The organism is Pseudomonas sp. UYIF39 (assembly GCF_029963765.1).
Taxonomy (GTDB): Bacteria; Pseudomonadota; Gammaproteobacteria; order Pseudomonadales; family Pseudomonadaceae; genus Aquipseudomonas.
Map to the genome: position 1 here is coordinate 252291 of NZ_JALBYU010000003.1, position 18893 is coordinate 271183.

22 protein-coding genes are annotated in these 18893 nt (G+C 60.0%); 9 read left to right on the forward strand and 13 right to left on the reverse strand.

The genetic code is table 11. The features are described from left to right. Nucleotides 1–18: 18 nt before the first annotated feature. The 5 genes from MO767_RS06010 to MO767_RS06030 all read left to right on the forward strand — a co-directional run bounded on the left by MO767_RS06010 (nucleotide 19) and on the right by MO767_RS06030 (nucleotide 5718). Entirely contained in the window at nucleotides 19–1299 is a 1281-nt protein-coding gene (locus MO767_RS06010) for a glycerate kinase (RefSeq protein WP_282479783.1), read from the forward strand. Continuing rightward, nucleotides 1289–2704 carry a pyruvate kinase gene (gene pyk / locus MO767_RS06015; protein WP_282479784.1) on the forward strand — a complete coding sequence of 472 codons (1416 nt, stop codon included), beginning with the start codon at nucleotides 1289–1291 and terminating at the stop codon, nucleotides 2702–2704. The genes MO767_RS06010 and pyk overlap by 11 nt, the downstream gene beginning before the upstream one ends. A gap of 151 nt (nucleotides 2705–2855) precedes the next feature. After that, nucleotides 2856–3770, forward strand: coding sequence for an urea transporter (locus MO767_RS06020; protein ID WP_282479785.1), 915 nt, complete (start codon nucleotides 2856–2858; stop codon nucleotides 3768–3770). 21 nt (nucleotides 3771–3791) lie between these two features. After that, on the forward strand, nucleotides 3792–4616 hold the full coding sequence (locus MO767_RS06025; RefSeq protein WP_282479786.1) for an ion transporter: 825 nt from the start codon (nucleotides 3792–3794) through the stop codon (nucleotides 4614–4616). A 103-nt stretch (nucleotides 4617–4719) separates the two neighbouring features. Continuing rightward, nucleotides 4720–5718 (forward strand): sulfate ABC transporter substrate-binding protein, encoded by a 999-nt coding sequence (locus tag MO767_RS06030; protein WP_282479787.1) that lies wholly within the window; start codon nucleotides 4720–4722, stop codon nucleotides 5716–5718. Between the two features lie 170 nt (nucleotides 5719–5888). Here MO767_RS06030 and MO767_RS06035 read toward each other — a convergent pair whose 3' ends face one another. Then, nucleotides 5889–6518: a hypothetical protein gene (locus MO767_RS06035; RefSeq protein WP_282479788.1), complete on the reverse strand. Its 630-nt coding sequence runs from the start codon at nucleotides 6516–6518 to the stop codon at nucleotides 5889–5891. A 235-nt stretch (nucleotides 6519–6753) separates the two neighbouring features. On the opposite strand from MO767_RS06035, the gene MO767_RS06040 reads away from it, so the two are divergent. Then, nucleotides 6754–7959: an MFS transporter gene (locus MO767_RS06040; protein ID WP_282479789.1), complete on the forward strand. Its 1206-nt coding sequence runs from the start codon at nucleotides 6754–6756 to the stop codon at nucleotides 7957–7959. Between the two features lie 59 nt (nucleotides 7960–8018). Here MO767_RS06040 and MO767_RS06045 read toward each other — a convergent pair whose 3' ends face one another. After that, nucleotides 8019–8423, reverse strand: a complete 405-nt coding sequence (locus tag MO767_RS06045; protein WP_282479790.1) for a type II toxin-antitoxin system HicB family antitoxin — start codon at nucleotides 8421–8423, stop codon at nucleotides 8019–8021. Continuing rightward, nucleotides 8423–8635, reverse strand: coding sequence for a type II toxin-antitoxin system HicA family toxin (locus MO767_RS06050; protein WP_282479791.1), 213 nt, complete (start codon nucleotides 8633–8635; stop codon nucleotides 8423–8425). The genes MO767_RS06045 and MO767_RS06050 overlap by 1 nt, the downstream gene beginning before the upstream one ends. A 280-nt stretch (nucleotides 8636–8915) precedes the next feature. Between MO767_RS06050 and MO767_RS06055 the strand changes: the two genes are divergently transcribed. The 3 genes from MO767_RS06055 to MO767_RS06065 all read left to right on the forward strand — a co-directional run bounded on the left by MO767_RS06055 (nucleotide 8916) and on the right by MO767_RS06065 (nucleotide 11221). Further along, nucleotides 8916–9635: an SDR family oxidoreductase gene (locus MO767_RS06055; RefSeq protein WP_282479792.1), complete on the forward strand. Its 720-nt coding sequence runs from the start codon at nucleotides 8916–8918 to the stop codon at nucleotides 9633–9635. 147 nt (nucleotides 9636–9782) lie between these two features. Beyond that, entirely contained in the window at nucleotides 9783–10670 is an 888-nt protein-coding gene (locus tag MO767_RS06060; protein ID WP_282479793.1) for a LysR family transcriptional regulator, read from the forward strand. 83 nt (nucleotides 10671–10753) lie between these two features. After that, nucleotides 10754–11221, forward strand: coding sequence for a helix-turn-helix domain-containing protein (locus tag MO767_RS06065; protein ID WP_282479794.1), 468 nt, complete (start codon nucleotides 10754–10756; stop codon nucleotides 11219–11221). A gap of 213 nt (nucleotides 11222–11434) precedes the next feature. Here the strand turns inward: MO767_RS06065 and MO767_RS06070 are convergent, their stop codons facing one another. From MO767_RS06070 to ccmA, 10 genes are all read right to left on the reverse strand, one after another. Beyond that, nucleotides 11435–11839: a hypothetical protein gene (locus MO767_RS06070; RefSeq protein WP_282479795.1), complete on the reverse strand. Its 405-nt coding sequence runs from the start codon at nucleotides 11837–11839 to the stop codon at nucleotides 11435–11437. 14 nt (nucleotides 11840–11853) lie between these two features. Then, complete coding sequence (gene ccmI, locus MO767_RS06075; RefSeq protein WP_282479796.1) at nucleotides 11854–13056, reverse strand: c-type cytochrome biogenesis protein CcmI; 1203 nt, start codon at nucleotides 13054–13056, stop codon at nucleotides 11854–11856. Continuing rightward, nucleotides 13053–13523 carry a cytochrome c-type biogenesis protein gene (locus MO767_RS06080; protein ID WP_282479797.1) on the reverse strand — a complete coding sequence of 157 codons (471 nt, stop codon included), beginning with the start codon at nucleotides 13521–13523 and terminating at the stop codon, nucleotides 13053–13055. Before MO767_RS06080 ends, ccmI begins: the two co-directional genes overlap by 4 nt. Beyond that, nucleotides 13520–14056: a DsbE family thiol:disulfide interchange protein gene (locus tag MO767_RS06085; protein WP_033056022.1), complete on the reverse strand. Its 537-nt coding sequence runs from the start codon at nucleotides 14054–14056 to the stop codon at nucleotides 13520–13522. Before MO767_RS06085 ends, MO767_RS06080 begins: the two co-directional genes overlap by 4 nt. Continuing rightward, the gene (locus MO767_RS06090; RefSeq protein WP_282479798.1) at nucleotides 14053–16041 is read right to left on the reverse strand and encodes a heme lyase CcmF/NrfE family subunit; all 1989 of its coding nucleotides are present in this window, start codon (nucleotides 16039–16041) and stop codon (nucleotides 14053–14055) included. The genes MO767_RS06085 and MO767_RS06090 overlap by 4 nt, the downstream gene beginning before the upstream one ends. Nucleotides 16042–16044: 3 nt before the next feature. Next, complete coding sequence (gene ccmE, locus MO767_RS06095) at nucleotides 16045–16500, reverse strand: cytochrome c maturation protein CcmE (protein WP_008026817.1); 456 nt, start codon at nucleotides 16498–16500, stop codon at nucleotides 16045–16047. After that, the gene (gene ccmD / locus MO767_RS06100; protein WP_008145547.1) at nucleotides 16497–16673 is read right to left on the reverse strand and encodes a heme exporter protein CcmD; all 177 of its coding nucleotides are present in this window, start codon (nucleotides 16671–16673) and stop codon (nucleotides 16497–16499) included. The genes ccmE and ccmD overlap by 4 nt, the downstream gene beginning before the upstream one ends. Beyond that, nucleotides 16670–17425, reverse strand: a complete 756-nt coding sequence (locus tag MO767_RS06105) for a heme ABC transporter permease (protein ID WP_282479799.1) — start codon at nucleotides 17423–17425, stop codon at nucleotides 16670–16672. The genes ccmD and MO767_RS06105 overlap by 4 nt, the downstream gene beginning before the upstream one ends. A 74-nt stretch (nucleotides 17426–17499) precedes the next feature. Next, complete coding sequence (gene ccmB, locus MO767_RS06110; RefSeq protein WP_008155797.1) at nucleotides 17500–18168, reverse strand: heme exporter protein CcmB; 669 nt, start codon at nucleotides 18166–18168, stop codon at nucleotides 17500–17502. Next, complete coding sequence (ccmA, locus tag MO767_RS06115) at nucleotides 18165–18800, reverse strand: cytochrome c biogenesis heme-transporting ATPase CcmA (RefSeq protein ID WP_007894233.1); 636 nt, start codon at nucleotides 18798–18800, stop codon at nucleotides 18165–18167. Before ccmA ends, ccmB begins: the two co-directional genes overlap by 4 nt. Nucleotides 18801–18893 lie beyond the last annotated feature (93 nt).

The window sequence follows — 18893 nt, forward strand, 5'->3', positions numbered from 1 at the left end:
AATTCCCGGGAGCCCGCCATGTCGGTCAATCCGCAACAATTCCTGCGCGAGCTATTCGCCACAGCCATCGACGCGGCCCATCCGCAGCAAGTCCTCGAAGCCCATTTGCCCAAAGACCGCAGCGGTCGGGTGATCGTCATCGGCGCCGGTAAAGCCGCCGCTGCCATGGCTCAAGTGGTCGAACGTTGCTGGCAGGGTGACGTCTCGGGTCTGGTGGTGACGCGTTACGGTCACGGCGCCCCGTGTGAAAAAATCGAAGTGGTCGAAGCCGCTCACCCAGTGCCTGACGCTGCCGGTCTGGCGGTGGCCAAGCGCGTGCTGGAACTGGTCAGCAACCTGACTGAAGACGACCGTGTGATCTTCCTGCTCTCGGGCGGTGGCTCTGCCCTGCTGGCGTTGCCCGCGGCCGGCATCACCCTGGCCGACAAGCAGTCGATCAACAAAGCCCTGCTCAAATCCGGCGCCACCATCGGCGAGATGAACTGCGTGCGCAAGCACCTCTCGGCGATCAAGGGCGGCCGCCTCGGCAAAGCCTGCTGGCCTGCCACTGTTTATACCTATGCGATTTCCGATGTACCGGGCGACCTCGCCACGGTCATCGCCTCTGGCCCCACCGTGGCCGACCCAAGCACCTCCGCCGAAGCGTTGGCGATCCTCAAGCGATACGCCATTGAAGTCCCGGCCTCGGTGCGCAACTGGCTGCAGAGCCCTGAATCAGAGACGGTCAAACCCGGCGATCCGAGCCTTGCGCGCAGTCATTTCCAGCTGATCGCCCGTCCGCAGCAGTCGCTTGAAGCCGCTGCGGTGAAAGCACGTCAGGCCGGTTTCAGTCCGCTGATCCTTGGCGACCTGGAAGGCGAATCCCGCGAAGTGGCCAAGGTTCACGCCGGTATCGCCCGTCAGGTCGTGCTGCACGGTCAGCCGTTGGCAGCGCCCTGCGTGATTCTCTCGGGCGGTGAAACCACGGTCACCGTACGCGGCAATGGTCGCGGCGGACGCAACGCCGAATTCCTGCTGAGCCTGACCGACAGCCTCAAAGGCCTGCCCGGCGTCTACGCGCTGGCCGGCGACACCGATGGCATCGATGGCTCCGAAGACAACGCCGGCGCAATCATGACCCCGGACAGCTACGCCCGCGCCGCCGCCCTCGGCTTGAGCGCCAGCGACGAGTTGGACAACAACAATGGCTACGGCTATTTCGAGGCGCTGGACGCGCTGATCGTCACTGAACCGACCCGCACCAACGTTAACGACTTCCGTGCCATCCTGATTCTCGAGAGCCCTAAAAATGACGCCTGACAAGAAGGTCAAAATCCTCGCCACCCTCGGTCCTGCCACCAACGGGATCGACGACATCCGTGAGCTGGTGCAGGCCGGGGTCAACATCTTTCGCCTGAACTTCAGCCACGGCGATCACGCCGACCACGCTCAGCGCTATCAGTGGATTCGTGAAGTCGAACGCCAGTTGAATTATCCGCTGGGCATTCTGATGGACCTGCAAGGCCCGAAACTGCGGGTCGGCAAGTTCGCCGAGGGCAAGGTGCAACTGCATCGCGGTCAGGCACTGCGCCTGGACCTGGACCCGACGCCGGGCGATGAACGCCGGGTCAACCTGCCTCACCCGGAAATCATCGCGGCGCTGGAACCGGGCATGGACCTGCTGCTGGACGACGGCAAGCTGCGTCTTCGCGTGGTGACCAAGTACTCCGACGCGATCGACACCACCGTGCTCAATGGCGGCGAACTCTCGGATCGCAAAGGCGTGAACGTGCCGCAAGCAGTGCTGGAACTGAGCCCGCTGACCGCCAAGGACCGTCGCGATCTGAGCTTCGGTCTGGAGCTGGGTGTGGACTGGGTCGCGCTGTCGTTTGTGCAGCGTCCGGAAGACATCCACGAAGCGCGAGAACTGATCGGCGACAAAGCGTTTTTGATGGCCAAGATCGAGAAGCCTTCGGCCGTGACGCAACTGCGCGAGATCGCTGAATTGAGCGATGCGATCATGGTCGCTCGCGGTGACCTGGGCGTGGAAGTGCCGGCCGAAAGCGTGCCGCAGATTCAGAAAAACATCATCACCATCTGCCGTCAGCTCGGCAAACCGGTGGTGGTGGCGACGCAGATGCTCGAGTCAATGCGTTTCTCCCCTGCCCCGACCCGTGCCGAGGTGACTGATGTTGCCAACGCCGTGGCCGAAGGTGCGGATGCGGTGATGCTGTCGGCGGAAACCGCGTCCGGTGAGTACCCGCTGGAAGCTGTGCAGATGATGAGCAAGATCATTCGTCAGGTGGAAAATGGTCCGGACTATCAGGCGCAACTGGATGTGAGCCGGCCTAAGGCTGAGGCGACTGTTTCCGATGCGATCAGCTGCGCGATCCGTCGCATCAGCAATGTGCTGCCGGTGGCGGTGCTGGTGAATTACAGCGAGTCCGGCACCTCGAGTTTGCGTGCGGCGCGGGAACGGCCAACGGTGCCGATCCTCAACCTGACGCCGAACCTGCAAACCGCTCGCCGGTTGACGGTGGCGTGGGGCGTGCACTCGGTGGTCAATGATCGGCTGCGGCAGGTGGATGAGGTGTGCTCGACGGCGCTGGAGATAGCCCAGGCGCAGGGCATGGCCAAGCGTGGCGACACGTTATTGATCACAGCGGGCGTGCCGTTTGGGCAGCCGGGGTCGACTAATTCACTGCGTATCGAAACATTGATTTAGCGCCTGTACCGGCCTCATCGCGAGCAAGCTCGCTCCCACAGTGGAATTGTGGTGCTCACAAATCCATCGACTGAACAGAGATTCAGTGTGGGAGCGAGCTTGCTCGCGATGCGGGCGCCACGATCCACCTGAAGCACCACAGACTTTCATCATGCCTGCCAACCACTTCAACACCCACTGCCCCGATTGGGCGACTGCCCTGCTCAACGGATTCAGCCAGATCTTCCTCCAGCGCAACCCGCTGTGCGGTCTGCTGTGTTTGTTGGCGATTCTTTTCACCGCGCCCGCCTTGCTCGGCGGTGCACTGCTGGGCGGTGTCGCGGGGCTGCTTACCGCGCAACGACGCGGCTACGCCAAGGCCGATCGACAGGCCGGGCTCTTCAGTTATAACGGTGTCTTGCTCGGTTTGCTGCTGAGCCTCTACTTCCCTTGGTCAGCGATGTTGCCGCCGCTGATCATTGCCGCGGGCGGCCTGAGTGCGATGGTCACTCAACAATGGCTCAAGCGCGTCCGGGTCAGCCAACACCTGCCTGCCTATACCGCGCCCTTCGTGGGGCTGGGCTGGTTGCTGCTGTGCTTTGCCACGCCCTCGACAAATGCGCACCTGATCGAAATCAATACGCTGAACATGCTCGCCGCACCACTGAAAGGCCTCGGCCAGGTGATGTTCCTCGGTCATCCGCTGGCCGGTGCGATGATTGCCGTGGGTTTGCTGATCGCTGATCGCCGCGCATTCTGCTGGGCGTTGTTGGCGTCTGTCGCGGGCATGGGTTGGAGCATGCTGCATCACGACTTCTATACCGCATTGATCGGCCTCGGTGGCTATAACGCCGTACTCACCGCCCTCGCCTTCAGCTCGCAGCGCCAGAAGCCTTGGCTGCCGCTGGTCGGTATTGCATCAGCGCTGTTGCTGACGCCGGTGTTTGCCGCCATCGGTCTGCCAACGCTGACTGCGCCTTTTATCCTCGCCTGCTGGCTGATCCGCACGGTTGTTCAAATGCTCGGCAAGACCACTGTCGCCCGTACGCCTTGCACTCTGGATGAGAATCAACCTAGGCTGCGCTGATTCTCGGTTCAGGCGTTTTCCATGGACAGCAGCAAAAACTGGCGTGAAGAACTTTACGTCATGATTTTCCAGAGCGACACAGTGGCCGGTCGGCGCTTCGACGGCATCCTGCTGTTGATCATCCTCGCCAGTATTGTGATCGTGATGCTCGACAGCATCGACGCGGTTCACCAGAACTACGCCAACCTGCTGGCGTACATCGAGTGGGGCTTCACCGTCATCTTCGCCATCGAATACGGTCTGCGCCTGTACTGCTCGCCCAAGCCGTTGCGCTATGCCTTCAGCTTCTATGGACTGGTGGATTTGCTGGCTATCGTGCCCGGCATTCTTGCGCTGTATTACGCTGATGCACAGTACCTGCTGATTATCCGGATCATTCGGATGCTGCGGATCTTCCGCGTACTCAAGCTCGGCCCGTACCTCAAACAAGCCAACTACCTGATGTCCGCATTGCACGGTAGCAAGCAGAAGATCGTGGTGTTTCTGGTCAGCGTCTGCACCCTGGTGACGGTGTTCGGCACGCTGATGTACGTGATCGAGGGCCCGGAGCACGGCTTTACCAGCATTCCCAAAGGCATCTATTGGGCTATCGTCACGCTGACCACCGTGGGCTTCGGCGACATCGTGCCGAAGACGCCGCTGGGTCAGGTGGTTTCGTCGCTGGTGATGATCACCGGTTACTCGATCATCGCTGTGCCGACGGGGATTTTTACTGCCGAACTGGCCAACGCCATGCGTGGTGAGCAACTGCAACAAGACTGCCCGGTGTGCCAGAAAAATAGCCACGAACATGGGGCGGCGTTCTGCTCTCGCTGCGGCAACGCGTTGTTCAAGAAACTGGAATAAGCACAGAGTTTTTTAATCTTTAAAGGACTATGCGCGCCCCGCTATAGTCGCTGGCAAATAGCCTCACTTTTCAATAAAAACTGTTTAGAACAAGGAATGCGCAGTGAAAAAACTCTTTGGCGCCTCACTTCTGGCCGCTGGTCTGGCTCTGTCCAGCGTGGCCCAGGCCGCACCGACCCTGCTTAACGTTTCCTACGACGTGATGCGCGATTTCTACAAGGACTACAACACTGCCTTCCAGAAACACTGGCAAGCCGAGCACAACGAAAACATCACCCTGCAGATGTCCTTCGGCGGCTCCAGCAAACAGGCGCGTTCGGTAATCGATGGCCTGCCGGCTGACGTCATCACCATGAACATGGCCACCGACATCAACGCCCTGGCGGACAACGGCAAACTGGTTCCGGACAACTGGGTTACCCGCCTGCCGAACAACAGCGCGCCGTTCACCTCGGCCACCGTGTTCATCGTCCGCAAAGGCAACCCGAAAGCCCTGAAAGACTGGCCCGACCTGCTCAAGGACGGCGTGCAGGTGATCGTGCCAAACCCGAAAACGTCGGGTAACGGCCGCTACACCTACCTCTCGGCCTGGGGTTATGTGCTGAAAAACGGTGGTGACGAAAGCAAAGCCAAAGACTTCGTCGGCAAGCTATTCAAACAAGCGCCGGTGCTCGACACCGGTGGCCGCGCAGCCACTACGACCTTCATGACCAACCAGATTGGTGACGTGCTGGTGACCTTCGAAAACGAAGCGGAAATGATTGCCCGTGAGTTTGGTCGTGATCAGTTTGAAGTGATCTACCCAAGTGTTTCCGCTGAAGCTGAGCCGCCAGTGTCGGTGGTCGACAAAACAGTCGAGAAGAAAGGCACTCGCGCTGCTGCCGAGGAATATTTGAAGTACCTGTGGTCGCCGGAAGGTCAGGAGATTGCTGCGGCGAACTACCTGCGTCCGCGTGATCCGGCGGTGCTGGCCAAGTACACCGATCGTTTCCCGAAAGTGGATTTCCTGTCGGTGGAGAAGACCTTTGGTGACTGGCGGACTGTGCAGAAGACTCACTTCAATGATGGTGGGATCTTTGATCAGATCTACAGCGGTCAGTAATTCCTGAGCCCCACGAAAAAGGCGACCTGAGAAGGTCGCCTTTTTTGTTCACTGAAGATCCCCTGTGGGAGCGAGCTTGCTCGCGATGGCATTGGTTTATTCGACAAATTTGTTGCCTGACACTCCGCTATCGCGAGCAAGCTCGCTCCCACAGGGTTTGCGCCAAGCAGTTACATTGGTGGAGTCGCGCCATCCTTGCCGGCCGAAATCGATTGCGCAGTCAGAGTCCCGTCAGCACTTTGGGTCACAAACGTCACGATCTTCACGCCCACCTTCAGCAAGCTGCGATCCCCCGGCACCAGGTTCACGATCGGCACATCCTCCGGCACCAGAATCTTCTGCTGACCGCCCTTGTAATTGACGGTCAAAACCCGCCCATTGCTGACAACGAGATCGCCCACGCTGCCATTGGTCATGCTACTGCCCTTCGCCAAATCAAACGGCCGATGTCCGTCGCCGCTGCCGGCCAGTTCTGGCGCAAAGACGTGGACTTCCAGTGCCTTGAGGGTTCCGTCCTCCTGCGGAATGGCAGCCGAACCGATGTAGCTGCCGGGTTTGATGTCTTCGATATTGGCCAACGTAACGGCGCGGACTTTGGTGTCCTTGGTCAGGTTGATCACTACGTTTTCACCACTGTTGACGTGTACTTTCAGCATGTCGGGGCTGACCCCGGTGATCTCGCCGCGAACGCCGATGCGCATGCCCGGCGCGTCGGCAGCCTGGGCAAGACCTGCCGTGAACAAGCCGATCAAGGTAACCACTGAAGCGCCGCGAATCAGGTGACGAAACATCGCATTCATGGAAGTGCCTTCCGGTTATGAAACGTGAGGAGAGAACATAAGCACGCTATCGAACAGGATGTAAGTGAATGTATCATCGGATCTCACTGTTTTGACGCAAGGTTCATCGACGGACATCACACACGTCCGACACTCATTCCGCAAAGGAATGATTGCTATCACTCCAAGCCCTCTTCTGCCCATTCCGATAGCCCTTTAGCCTGCACGCATTCTCTTTTGCTCAGCGAGACCCGTTATGAACCCAGTGACCCAAGTGCCCCAGGGCACCGCGACAATGACCCGAGGCATGGTGCTGCTATTCGCCTTCTGCTGCGGCGCCATCGTTGCCAACATTTACTACGCCCAACCGATCATCGGCCTGATCGCGCCGGACATCGGCCTGACCAGCACCATGGCCAGCCTGATCGTTTCGCTGACCCAGATCGGTTATGCACTGGGGCTGTTTTTCCTGGTGCCGCTGGGTGATTTGCTGGAAAACCGCCGCTTGATGATCATCACGACCGTGGTGGCGATTGCCAGCCTGCTGGGCGCTGCGTTCACCGATCAGCCAAATGTGTTTTTGCTGATCTCATTGCTGGTGGGTTTCAGTTCGGTGTCGGTGCAAATCCTGATTCCGCTGGCTGCACATTTGGCACCGGAAGAGTCTCGCGGGCGAGTGGTCGGCGGGATCATGGGCGGTTTGCTGCTGGGGATTCTGTTGGCGCGACCGGTGTCCAGCGTGGTGGCTGACCACTTCGGCTGGCGCGCGATGTTTGTGATTGCGGCGGTGTTGATGGCGGCGATCAGCATCGTGCTGGCGCTGACGATTCCCAAGCGCCAGCCTGACCACAGCGCCTCTTATGGTCAGTTGCTGGGCTCTCTATGGACCCTGTTGCGTCAACAACCGGTGTTGCGTCAGCGCGCGTTTTACCAAGGGTGCATGTTCGCCACTTTCAGCCTGTTCTGGACCGCCGTGCCGCTGGAACTGGCGCGCAATCATGGCCTGTCGCAAACTCAGATCGCGATCTTCGCTCTGGTCGGGGCCATCGGCGCCATCGCCGCCCCCATTGCCGGTCGACTGGCCGATGCCGGCCACACCCGCATCGCTTCACTGCTGGCCCTGCTGTTCGCCAGCCTGAGCTTCCTGCCCGCGTTCATCCATCCGGTCTACAGCGTTATCGGCCTCGCCGTCACCGGCGTGGTGCTCGACTTCTGCGTGCAGATGAACATGGTCCTTGGCCAACGCGCGGTCTACGCCCTCGACGCCAAAAGCCGCAGCCGCCTGAATGCGCTGTACATGACCAGCATCTTCATCGGTGGCGCATTTGGTTCTTCGGTGGCCAGCGCAGTGTATGAACACGGCGGCTGGTTGTGGATCGTGATTGTGGGTAGCGCGTTTCCGCTGTTGGCGTTGTTGCGGTTCTTGAGTGTTTCGCAGAGGCGTTCGTTGGCCACGGCATAGACCACCAATAGCTTCGCGGGCATGGTCAGGCGCTCGCGAAGAGATGGACTGGATATCACTCAGTGCCGAACCAACTTCTCCATCGCCGCATCTGCCAGAAAGGAAGAGCGGCTTTTGACATTGTGCTCACGCACATAACGATCGATACGCTGAATCACATAGCCGGGCAGCGTCACATTGACCTTCTCGGTTTTGCCCATGTACGGCGCGATGTCCAGCTCCAGCATTCCCCAGCCCATGTCGGCAAAGTCCGGATTGCCACGGTGGGACACAGCAGAGGTAGGCATGGGAATTGACTCCCCGTCAGCCGCAATCTCCTGAAGCATGATGTGGGCAATCTCGACCGCCGCGTTGTAGGCGTCTTCAAACGTATCCCCAGCCGTTACGGCACCTGGAATATCGGGGATCTGGATACCGATAGCGGTGTTCTCGTCGCCCCACTCGATACAGATTGGATATTGCATTATGAATCTCCTGCGTAACTGGCTCCCGGGCAATACAACCCGGCGCGCCTCCTGATGCTTTTGACCGTCCCGATAGGCAAATCCTTTTTCGGATGGGGGACGGGTATCGTGTACGGGTTATATCGGTGTTTGAAGAGATGATGACTGCCGGCAATCCGATCCATTATCCAGCCGGCCTCCTCCAACTCCTTGATCAATAGCCTGCTCTGCACCACTTGCCTCCTTGCTCAGGCCCAAACAAAAGTAACCCTAGAGTTATCTTTACTCAAGCACAAAAATCCGCAACGCGACGCTCGGTTGTTTTACAGAGTGTGATTGCGGGCGGCGGCATTCTTCCCAGGTATGAATAATTTCGCTCAGCCTGGTTCGCTACGCCGAGGTCAACCCGGATTACACTCACCGTCTTGAGCCTGACGCGATGCTGGATGCGATTCGCGGCTGAACCGATCAAATGCCGCCTGACCCGCGGCATGTTCTTTCAAGGAGTGTGCAATGACCCGACGTACCTTTCTCATCACCGGCGCCAGCAAAGGCATCGGCCGCGCGGTCGCCGAGCACCTGGACCGCGCGGGTCATCGGGTGGTCGGAATCGCTCGATCGCCCGACCTGAGCTTTCCCGGCATTCTGTTTCCGCTGGATCTGAGCGACAGGGCACTGACTCAGGAAGTGCTGGCGGATCTGGCCAGGACCTATGAGTTCGACGGACTGGTGAATAACGTCGGTCTGGTGCGCCCGCAGGTGCTGGGGGAAATCGACCTCGACACGTTCGACGACGTGATGCGGGTCAACCTGCATTCGGCGTTGCAGGCCACTCAGGCACTGCTACCGAACATGCGCGCCAAGGCCTGGGGTCGGGTAGTGAACATTTCCAGCCTGACTGTGCTGGGTATTACGCAGCGCACCGCCTACGCGGCAGCTAAAGCGGCGTTGATCAGCTTCACGCGATCCTGGGCGTTGGAGCTGGCACAAACCGGCGTAACAGTGAACGCCGTGGCCCCGGGACCGACCGAAACCGAACTGTTTCGCGCCAACAATCCGCCGGGCAGCGAAGGTGAAGCGCGGTATCTGGCCGGCGTGCCGATGGGGCGGTTGGGGCAACCGCAGGAGATCGCCGCGGCGATTGCGTTTTTGTTGTCCGAGCAGAGCGGGTTTATCACCGGGCAAACCTTGTTTGTCGACGGTGGGTCCTCGATAGGTAAAGCCACGTTTTAACCGACAACCCAAATCCCCTGTGGGAGCGAGCTTGCTCGCGATGACTAACTGTCAGCCACATCGATATTGGATGTGCCGCCATCATCGCGAGCAAGCTCGCTCCCACAAGGGATCTCAACAGTATTCAGAATTGAAGAAGGACTGTAGATGGACCGCCTCGGTGCAATGGAAACCTTCGTCTACGTGGTGGAAACCGGTTCGTTTTCCGCCGCTGCCCGGCGCTTGAATATCGGCCAGCCCGCCGTCTCGAAAGCCATCGCGCATTTGGAGGCGCGCCTCGCGGTCAAGCTGCTGTTGCGCTCGACCCGAGGCCTGACACCCACCGAAGCTGGCCTGGCCTTTTTCGAACGCGCCAAGCGTGCCATCGAAGAAGCGGACGAGGCTGACAATGCCGCTCGCGGTGCCGCCAGCGGCCTGACCGGCAACCTGCGCATCTGCGCCGCCGTGACCTTTGGCCGGCTGCACATCGTTGCGCACCTGGGGCCATTTCTCGATCAGAACCCGGGCCTGAACATCGATTTGATGCTGGACGATCGCAACGTCAATCTGGTGGAAGAAGGCGTCGACGTCGCCCTGCGCATGGGTGCCTTGAACGACTCCGGCCTCACCGCCCGCAAGATCGCCGAGTGTCGGCGCGTGGTGTTGGGCACGCCCGCCTATTTCGAAAAACACGGCGAGCCTGCCTGCCCTGCCGATCTGAGCAAACATCCTGCAATCGCCTACACCTTGGGTGGCGGTGCCAATTGGCAGTTCCGCAACGGGACAGATGATCAGTCAGTCATCATCAGCGGGCGAATCCGCGTCAACGCCGCCGAAGGTCTGCGTGCAGCCGTGCTCGCCCATCAAGGGCTAACCATGGCATCCGAATGGATGTTTGCACCGGAACTGGCCAGCGGCGCGGTCAGGGAAGTGATGAAGGATTGGACGTTGCCGAATCAGGACCTTTGGGCGGTGTTTCCCACCGGCAGGATGGCCAGCGCCAAGGCTCGGGCATTTGTGGAGTATGTGCAGGGGTTGCTGGCCAAGGAGGCCTGAAACCTATTCGTTTCGTTTATTGCGATTTTCGTTTGATTCGAATAGCCTTCCAACATTGTTTTTTCAGAATGTCGGAAACCATCATGTCGCCAGTCATCCATCCACCGATCAATCTACCCATGGAGCGTGAAGTACAGGCTGCTATCGAAGGCCAACGCGCTCTGGCTACCTACCTTGCCACTCAATTCGAAACTCAACACATCCAGATTTTCGACGAGCAGAACGAAGCTCACACTGTCGAATTGCCCACCTCAGCCCTCAGGTTGCTGGTCGACATTCTGGCTGAGCTGGCAGCGGGCAACGCCGTCAAAGTGGTCCCGGTTCACGCTGAATTGACCACCCAGGAAGCCGCCGATCTGCTTAACGTCTCACGCCCTCACATGATCAAGCTGCTGGAATCCGGCGAATTGTCCTACCACAAAACCGGCAAGCACCGACGTGTGCGCTTTGCCGATTTGATGGACTATAAAAACCGGCGCGACACTGCCAGCGAGCAAGCAATGACGCTTCTCGCCGAGCAGGCACAAGCGTTAAGGACAGGATACGAGTGAGGCACTCCTCTTTTACCGCTGTATATGACGCATGTGTTCTATACCCCGCGCCCCAGAGCTACGCAATCAAGATCAAAAGATCGCAGGCTTCGCCAGCTCCTACCCATACCCCCGCTGGTCCTTGTCGTACACGATCCTGTAGGAGCTGGCGAAGCCTGCGATCTTTTCAGACGCCAAAAAGCAAAACGGCGATCCAAGGATCGCCGTTTCTGTTTACTGCCCGAATTGCCGTCCCAACCCGCCCGGCACGCCATGGATATCGGTCTCTTCCCATGGCCCGTTCGGGCTGATCGACCGGCTCCAGCCGTTGTCCCAGCGATAGTACGTGCGCTGGCGGTAGAAGGTTTTGGTCTGATCATCGAGTACATACACGCCGAGCTTGGCGTCCCAATGGCTGTTGCCACCCGGTGGCGGCGCGAAGCTGGCGGAGGTACGTGGCAGCGGTTTGGCGGGCTTGGCCGGAATGTTCGTCTTGCCCGGTGTCGGCGCCGGGGACGGCGTCGGGCGCGGCTGCGACGGCGGGATCGGTGGCAGCCGTTCAGGCTGCTGCGGTTGGACCACGCAAGCGCTTAACCCCAAAACCATACTGAGCAGGGTGATACGAGCGATGGCGGTCATAGTGGCGTTTCCTGTCATTTGTCCGGGCTGTCGATGGTCAGTGTTTGCTGCGTCGTGGTGCTGCTGGCCAGAGGCTGGCTGCGACCAATCCATTCGCCGGCAGTCGGTTTGCCGGCGCGGGAGATGCGCGCAACCAGTTGGACTTCAGGGAAGTTCGACAGTTTCAACTGCGGCATCATTGCGTCGGCGTCGCCCAGCTCGACGGTCGCCGGCAAGTCGGCCACGGTCAGGCGCTTGGCGGCCAATGGCGCAGGAGGCCCTGCGGTGGCGCGAGCAAAAATGAATACGCTGTCGCCCGGCTGGACCTTGTCTTTCAGCTCTGGCGCCAGATCCACGCGCACCTTGAGCAGGGCCGCCACCTTGGCTGCGGGCGCCTGGGCCACCTTGCCGCCGCTGGCTTCGAGTTTCTCGGTGGCCCGAGTGATGCCGCCTTGCAGCGCGGCGCGGGAACTGTCCTCCGGTGGCAGTTGCACCAGCAGGCGATTCCAGTAGTCGATGGCGTCCTGATAACGCTGGCTTTCAAAGGCAGCAATACCGAGCAAGCCGAGGCTGGTGACTTCTTTCGGATCGGCTTTCAGTGCTTCGTCGGTCAGGGCCTGAACCTTGTCCGACCACTTCTTGCCGTCGGCGAAGTACTGGGCCTGAGCCCATTGACCCAACAGTTCCGGCTGACGACCGGCCAGGTTTACCGTGCGCTCGAAGATCTTCGCCGCATCGCCAGGGCGATCCTGAGCCATGTACGTGCGACCGAGGAAATACAGGCCTTCAGCCGAATCCGGTTGAGCCTCGACCGCGCGCTCCAGGCGGCGGGTCATCTCTTCCATCGACTGTGGCGCCTGGGAGAATTCGCGGGTCAGTTCGACCTTGTCGCTCGCCCCGAAATGCAGATACAGGCCAAGACCCAGCACCGGCACCAGAATCGCCGCCAGCAAGGGCCACGGTTTGCCCAGGCGGGACACGCGTGGCGCCTCAACGCCTTCGGTGTCGGCAAGCAGCTCACGGGCGGCTTCGGCGCGACCGGTGTCCATTTGCGCGGCGTCGAGAACGCCCTCTTCCTGCTGAGTCTGCAACTCAGACACGCGTTCCTGATACAGCGCGACGTTCAGGGCCGTACGATCCTCTTCAAGCTGGGCGCGACGACCACGCAGAACGGGGATCAGCAGAAAACTCAGGGCAACCAGAAGTAGCAGACCTGCAGCGAGCCAGAAATCAATCATTCTTGGTTTTTATCCAACAGGTGGTCGAGGCGCTCGCGCTCCTCGGCGGAAAGCTCATCCTTGGTGTCAGCGCGTTGCACGCGACGACGGCGGACGATCACGGCGATGATCACAAAACCGCCCAGCAACAGGCCGGCCGGGCCGAACCAGAGCAAAGCGGTCTTGGCGTTCAGAGCGGGTTTGTAGCGGACGAAGTCACCGTAGCGGTCGACCATGAAGTCGATGATCTGCTGATTGTCCTTGCCCTCGCCGAGCATGCGGAAAATCTCTTTGCGCAGGTCGGCGGCGATCGGTGCGTTGGAATCGGCAATGTCCTGATTCTGGCACTTGGGGCAACGCAGCTCTTTGGTCAGCTCGCGGAAACGCTCACGGTCGCCTTCTTTGGCGAACTCGTAGGTGTCGATGGCCGCGTGCGCCACGCCGGCCATGCTCAAGCCCAATACTGCGGCAGCTATCCAGCGCTTCATGGCTTGGCCTCATCAACCAGCGCCTGATACTTGGCCGCCAGCTTTTCACGCCAGACCTGTTCGTCGATCACGCCGACGAACTTGTCGCGGATGATGCCCTTGGCGTCGATGAAGAAGGTTTCCGGAGCGCCATAAACGCCGAGGTTCAGGCCCAGGGTGCCTTCATCGTCACGGATGTCCAACTGGTACGGATTGTGGAATTCCACCAGCCACTTCAAGGCGTCAGCGTTGACGTCCTTGTAGTTGATGCCGTAGATCACCACGCCCTTCTCGGCCAGTTTATTCAACACCGGGTGCTCGACCCGGCAAGAAATGCACCAGGTGCCCCAGACGTTAACCAGCGCTGGTTTACCCAGAATGTCGGCCTTGGTCAAGGTTTTGTCACCCTGCACGGCCGGCAGGGAAAACTCCGGGAACGGCTTGTTGATCATCGCCGAAGGCAGCTCGGCTGGGTCCAGGTACAGACCGCGATAAAGGAAAACAGCCACCACCAGAAAAATCACCAACGGCAACAGCATCAACCAACGTCTCATGCCGTGGCTCCTGTCATGCCCAGTGCTTCACGCACACGGCTTTTCACCTTGACCCGGTAACGGCGATCCAGCGCCGCCAGCAACCCGCCCAAACCAGTGAGCAGCCCACCGAACCAGATCCAACGCACGAACGGTTTGACGTGGACGCGAACGGCCCAGGCGCCATCGCCCAACGGCTCACCAAGTGCGACGTAGAGGTCGCGGGTGAAACCGGCGTCGATCCCGGCTTCGGTCATCACCGAGTTCTGCACGGTGTAGAGGCGTTTTTCCGGGTGCAGCACGCTGACTTCCTTGCCGTCGCGGATCACCCGTACGGTGCCCTTGTCGGAGGTGAAGTTCGGGCCTTCGAAGTGCTTGGCGCCTTCGAACACGAAGTGGTAACCGCCCAGGTCCATGGACTCGCCCGGTGCCAGACGCAGGTCGCGCTCGGCACTGTTCTGGCTCGACAGCACGACGCCGAGGGCACACACGGCGATGCCGAGGTGAGCGACCTGCATGCCCCAATAACTGCGGGTCAGGGTCGGCAAGCCTTTGATCAAGCCTTTGTGGCGAGTCTTGTCGAAGATGTCACGCACACCGGCCAGCAACACCCAGGCGGCGAGCATGAATGTCGCGATCACCGCCCAGTTGAAATCGCCATATGCAACACCGGCTACCACGGCCAAAGCGGCGCTGCCGAGCAACACCGGGGTCAGCATGCTCATCAGCCATTTGACCGGAGTGTCTTTCCAGCGCACCAGCATGCCGACTGCCATCACCATCATCAGCAAGGCCATCAACGGGATGAACAGTGCGTTGAAGTACGGCGGGCCGACCGACAGCTTGGCGCCGGTCATTGCATCGAGGATCAGCGGATACAACGTGCCCAGCAGAATCATCGACGCCGCCACCACCAGCACCAGGTTGTTACCCAGCAGCAGGGTTTCCCGGGACCAGAGGTTGAAGCCAACGTGGCTCTTCACCACGGGAGCGCGCAGGGCAAACAGCGTCAGCGAACCACCGACCACGAACAGCAGGAAGATCAGGATGAACACGCCGCGCTCAGGGTCGGACGCAAAGGCGTGCACCGACGTCAGCACGCCGGAACGCACCAGGAAAGTTCCCAGCAAGCTCAGCGAGAACGCGGCAATGGCCAGCAACACGGTCCAGCTCTTGAACACGCCGCGTTTTTCCGTGACCGCCAAGGAGTGAATCAGCGCCGTACCCACCAGCCATGGCATGAACGAGGCGTTTTCCACCGGGTCCCAGAACCACCAGCCGCCCCAGCCGAGTTCGTAGTACGCCCACCATGAACCGAGGGTGATGCCGATACCGAGGAAGGCCCAGGCGACGATGGTCCACGGACGGGACCAGCGAGCCCACGCCGCATCAAGACGACCGCCCAACAGAGCAGCGATAGCGAAAGCGAAGGCCACGGAAAAACCGACATAGCCCATGTACAGCATCGGCGGGTGAACGATCAGGCCGATGTCTTGCAGCAAGGGATTGAGGTCACGACCGTCCGCAGGAATCTGCGGCAGAATCCGTGCAAACGGGTTGGACGTGAGAATCAGGAACAGCAGGAAACCCGTGCTGATCATGCCCATCACCGCCAGCACGCGAGCCAGCATCACTTGCGGCAACTGCCGGGAGAACACCGACACCGCGAAGGTCCAGCCGCCGAGGATCAGAGCCCAGAGCAGCAACGACCCTTCGTGAGCGCCCCACACCGCGCTGAACTTGTAGTACCACGGCAACGCGCTGTTGGAGTTGCTGGCGACGTAGGCGACAGAGAAATCGTCGGCCATGAAGGCGTAAGTCAGGCAACCGAAGGAGAACAGCAGAAACGCGAATTGCCCCCAGGCGGCCGGTTGGGCGAGGCTCATCCACAAGCGGTCACCGCGCCAGGCACCGAACAACGGCACCACGGCCTGAACCAGCGCGAAGCACAGCGCCAGAATCATGGCCAGGTGGCCGAGTTCAGGAATAAAGAGTCCGGACGTCATCGATCAACCCTCCTTCGCGGGCGTTGGAGCAGATTGACCACTGTCTTTGAGAGCCTTGGTCACTTCCGGCGGCATGTATTTTTCATCGTGCTTGGCCAGCACTTCATCGGCCACCACCACACCGTCGGCGTTGAGCTTGCCCAGGGCAACGATGCCCTGCCCTTCGCGGAACAGGTCCGGAAGGATGCCGCGGTAGCTGATGGTCACGGATTTATTGAAGTCGGTGACGATGAATTTCACGTCCAGCGAATCGCCGGAACGTTGCAGCGAACCTTTCTCGACCATACCGCCAGCGCGGATGCGCGTGTCTTGCGGGGCTTCGCCGTTGGCGATCTGGGTCGGGGTGTAAAACAGATTGATGTTCTGCTGCAGGGCGCTCAGGGCCAGGCCGACGGCAGCACCGACACCGACCAGGATCGCGAGAATGATGATAAGACGCTTTTTGCGCAGCGGATTCACTTGCCGTTCTCCCGGCGCAGACGACGCGCCTCTTGTTGCAGATACCGCTTGCGGGCCAGGATCGGCGCCGCCACGTTGAGGGCCAGCACCGCCAGGCAAATGCCATAGGCTGACCAGACATACAGGGCATGATGACCCATGGCGAGGAAGTCGCCGAATGAAGCAAAACTCATCGAGCGGCCTCCAGACTGTTCTGCACTTCGGCCTTGACCCAACTGGCGCGGGCTTCGCGCTTGAGCACTTCAAGACGCATGCGCAGCAGCAACACCGCGCCGAAGAAACAGTAGAAACCCAGCACTGTCAGCAGCAGTGGCAGCCACATTTCGGCGGGCATCGCCGGTTTTTCGGTGAGGGTGAACGTCGCGCCCTGGTGCAAGGTGCTCCACCACTCCACCGAGTATTTGATGATCGGGATGTTGATCACGCCGACAATCGCCAACACCGCGCAGGCCTTGGCGGCGCTGTCACGATTGCTGATCGCGTTGCCCAGCGCAATAAGACCGAAGTACAGAAACAACAGAATAAGCATGGACGTAAGTCGTGCATCCCAGACCCACCACGAACCCCAGGTCGGTTTGCCCCAGATCGCGCCGGTGACCAGCGCCACCGCGGTCATCCAGGCACCGATGGGCGCTGCGCATTGCAGGGCGACATCGGCCAGCTTCATCTTCCACACCAGCCCGACGATGCCACAGATCGCCAGCATCACGTAAATGGACTGGGCCAGCATGGCGGCAGGAACGTGGATATAAATGATGCGAAAGCTGTTGCCTTGCTGGTAGTCAGGCGGCGCGAAGGCCAGGCCCCATACGACACCAACGCTGATCAGCAGCAACGCCACGACGCTCAGCCATGGCAGCAGTTTGCCGCTGATGCCGTAAAACCATTTGGGCGAGCCGAGCTTATGAAACCAAGTCCAGTTCATTACTGTTTCCATCACGGTTGCTCTTCGCTATGAAGAGCCAGGGTCTTTGCTGATCAAATTTTGACCAGACCTCATTATTCGCCGACGCTGATCTTCAGGCCAGCAGCGATTGCAAAAGGTGTCAGGGTTATCGCCAGGGCGGTCAGGCTACCAAGCCACAGGAGATAACCGGTCGCCGGCATGCCCTGCAATGCCGCCTGCAAGGCGCCACTGCCGAGAATCAACACCGGGATGTACAACGGCAGAATCAGCAGCGCCAGCAACAGGCCACCGCGCTTCAACCCCACCGTCAGGGCTGCGCCCACCGCACCGAGCAGGCTCAGCACCGGTGTACCCAGCAACAAAGAAAGCAACAACACCGGCAGACAGGCGGTTGGCAAACCGAGCATCAAGGCCAGCAATGGCGCGAGCAAAACCAGTGCCAGGCCAGAGAAGGACCAGTGTGCCAGTACCTTGGCCAAAACCAGAAGAGGCAGGGGGTGCGACGAAAGGACCCACTGTTCAAGCGATCCGTCTTCGAAATCACTGCGAAAAAGCCCGTCCAGCGAGAGCAAAACCGATAAAAGGGCCGCTACCCAGACCAGTCCCGGAGACAAGGTTTGCAACAATTGAGACTCGGGACCGACCGCCAACGGGAACAGGGAAACGACGATCGCGAAGAATACGAGCGGATTGGCCAGTTCCGCGGGACGGCGGAACAGCAAACGGGCCTCGCGGGCGACCAACAGGCCGAAAACACTCATACGGCCCAATTCCCCAGATCAATGTCGCGATAGCCGGCCGGCATCCGGGTCAGCGTGTGGTGAGTGGTCAAGACCACCATGCCCCCGCGCTCGCAGTGGGCGGCCAGGTGTTCTTCGAGTTGCGCCACGCCTTGTTTGTCGAGCGCGGTGAATGGCTCATCGAGGATCCATAGCGGCGGGCTTTCCAGATACAACCGCGCCAACGCGACCCGGCGTTGCTGCCCGGCAGACAGCGTGTGGCAAGGAACATCCTCGAAACCGCGCAGTCCGACAGCCGTCAGCGCCTGCCAGATCGCCTCATGGGAGGCCGGTTGATGCAAGGCGCACAGCCAGCTCAGATTCTCTTCCGGCGTCAGCAAATCCTTGATCCCGGCGGCATGGCCGATCCACAGCAGGTTACGCGCCAGCTCAAAGCGTTGCTCGTTCAATGGCTGGCCGTTGAGCAGCACCTGACCGGCAGTCGGCTGCATCAGGCCGCAAAGCAGACGTAAAAGGCTGGTTTTACCGCTGCCGTTGGGGCCGCTGATTTGCAACATTTCGCCACTGGCCAGTCTCAATTCGAGATTTTCGAAGAGCAGCCGAAGGTCTCGCTCACAGGCGAGGGCAACGGTTTGCAGGACAGGACTGGTCAAGAGATCACGAGCCTTTTGGGTTCAAGTCGGCAGTGGAGCGGCCGTTAAAGATATGCAGGATAAATGCATTGGCGGCCCGTTCTAAGGAGCTGG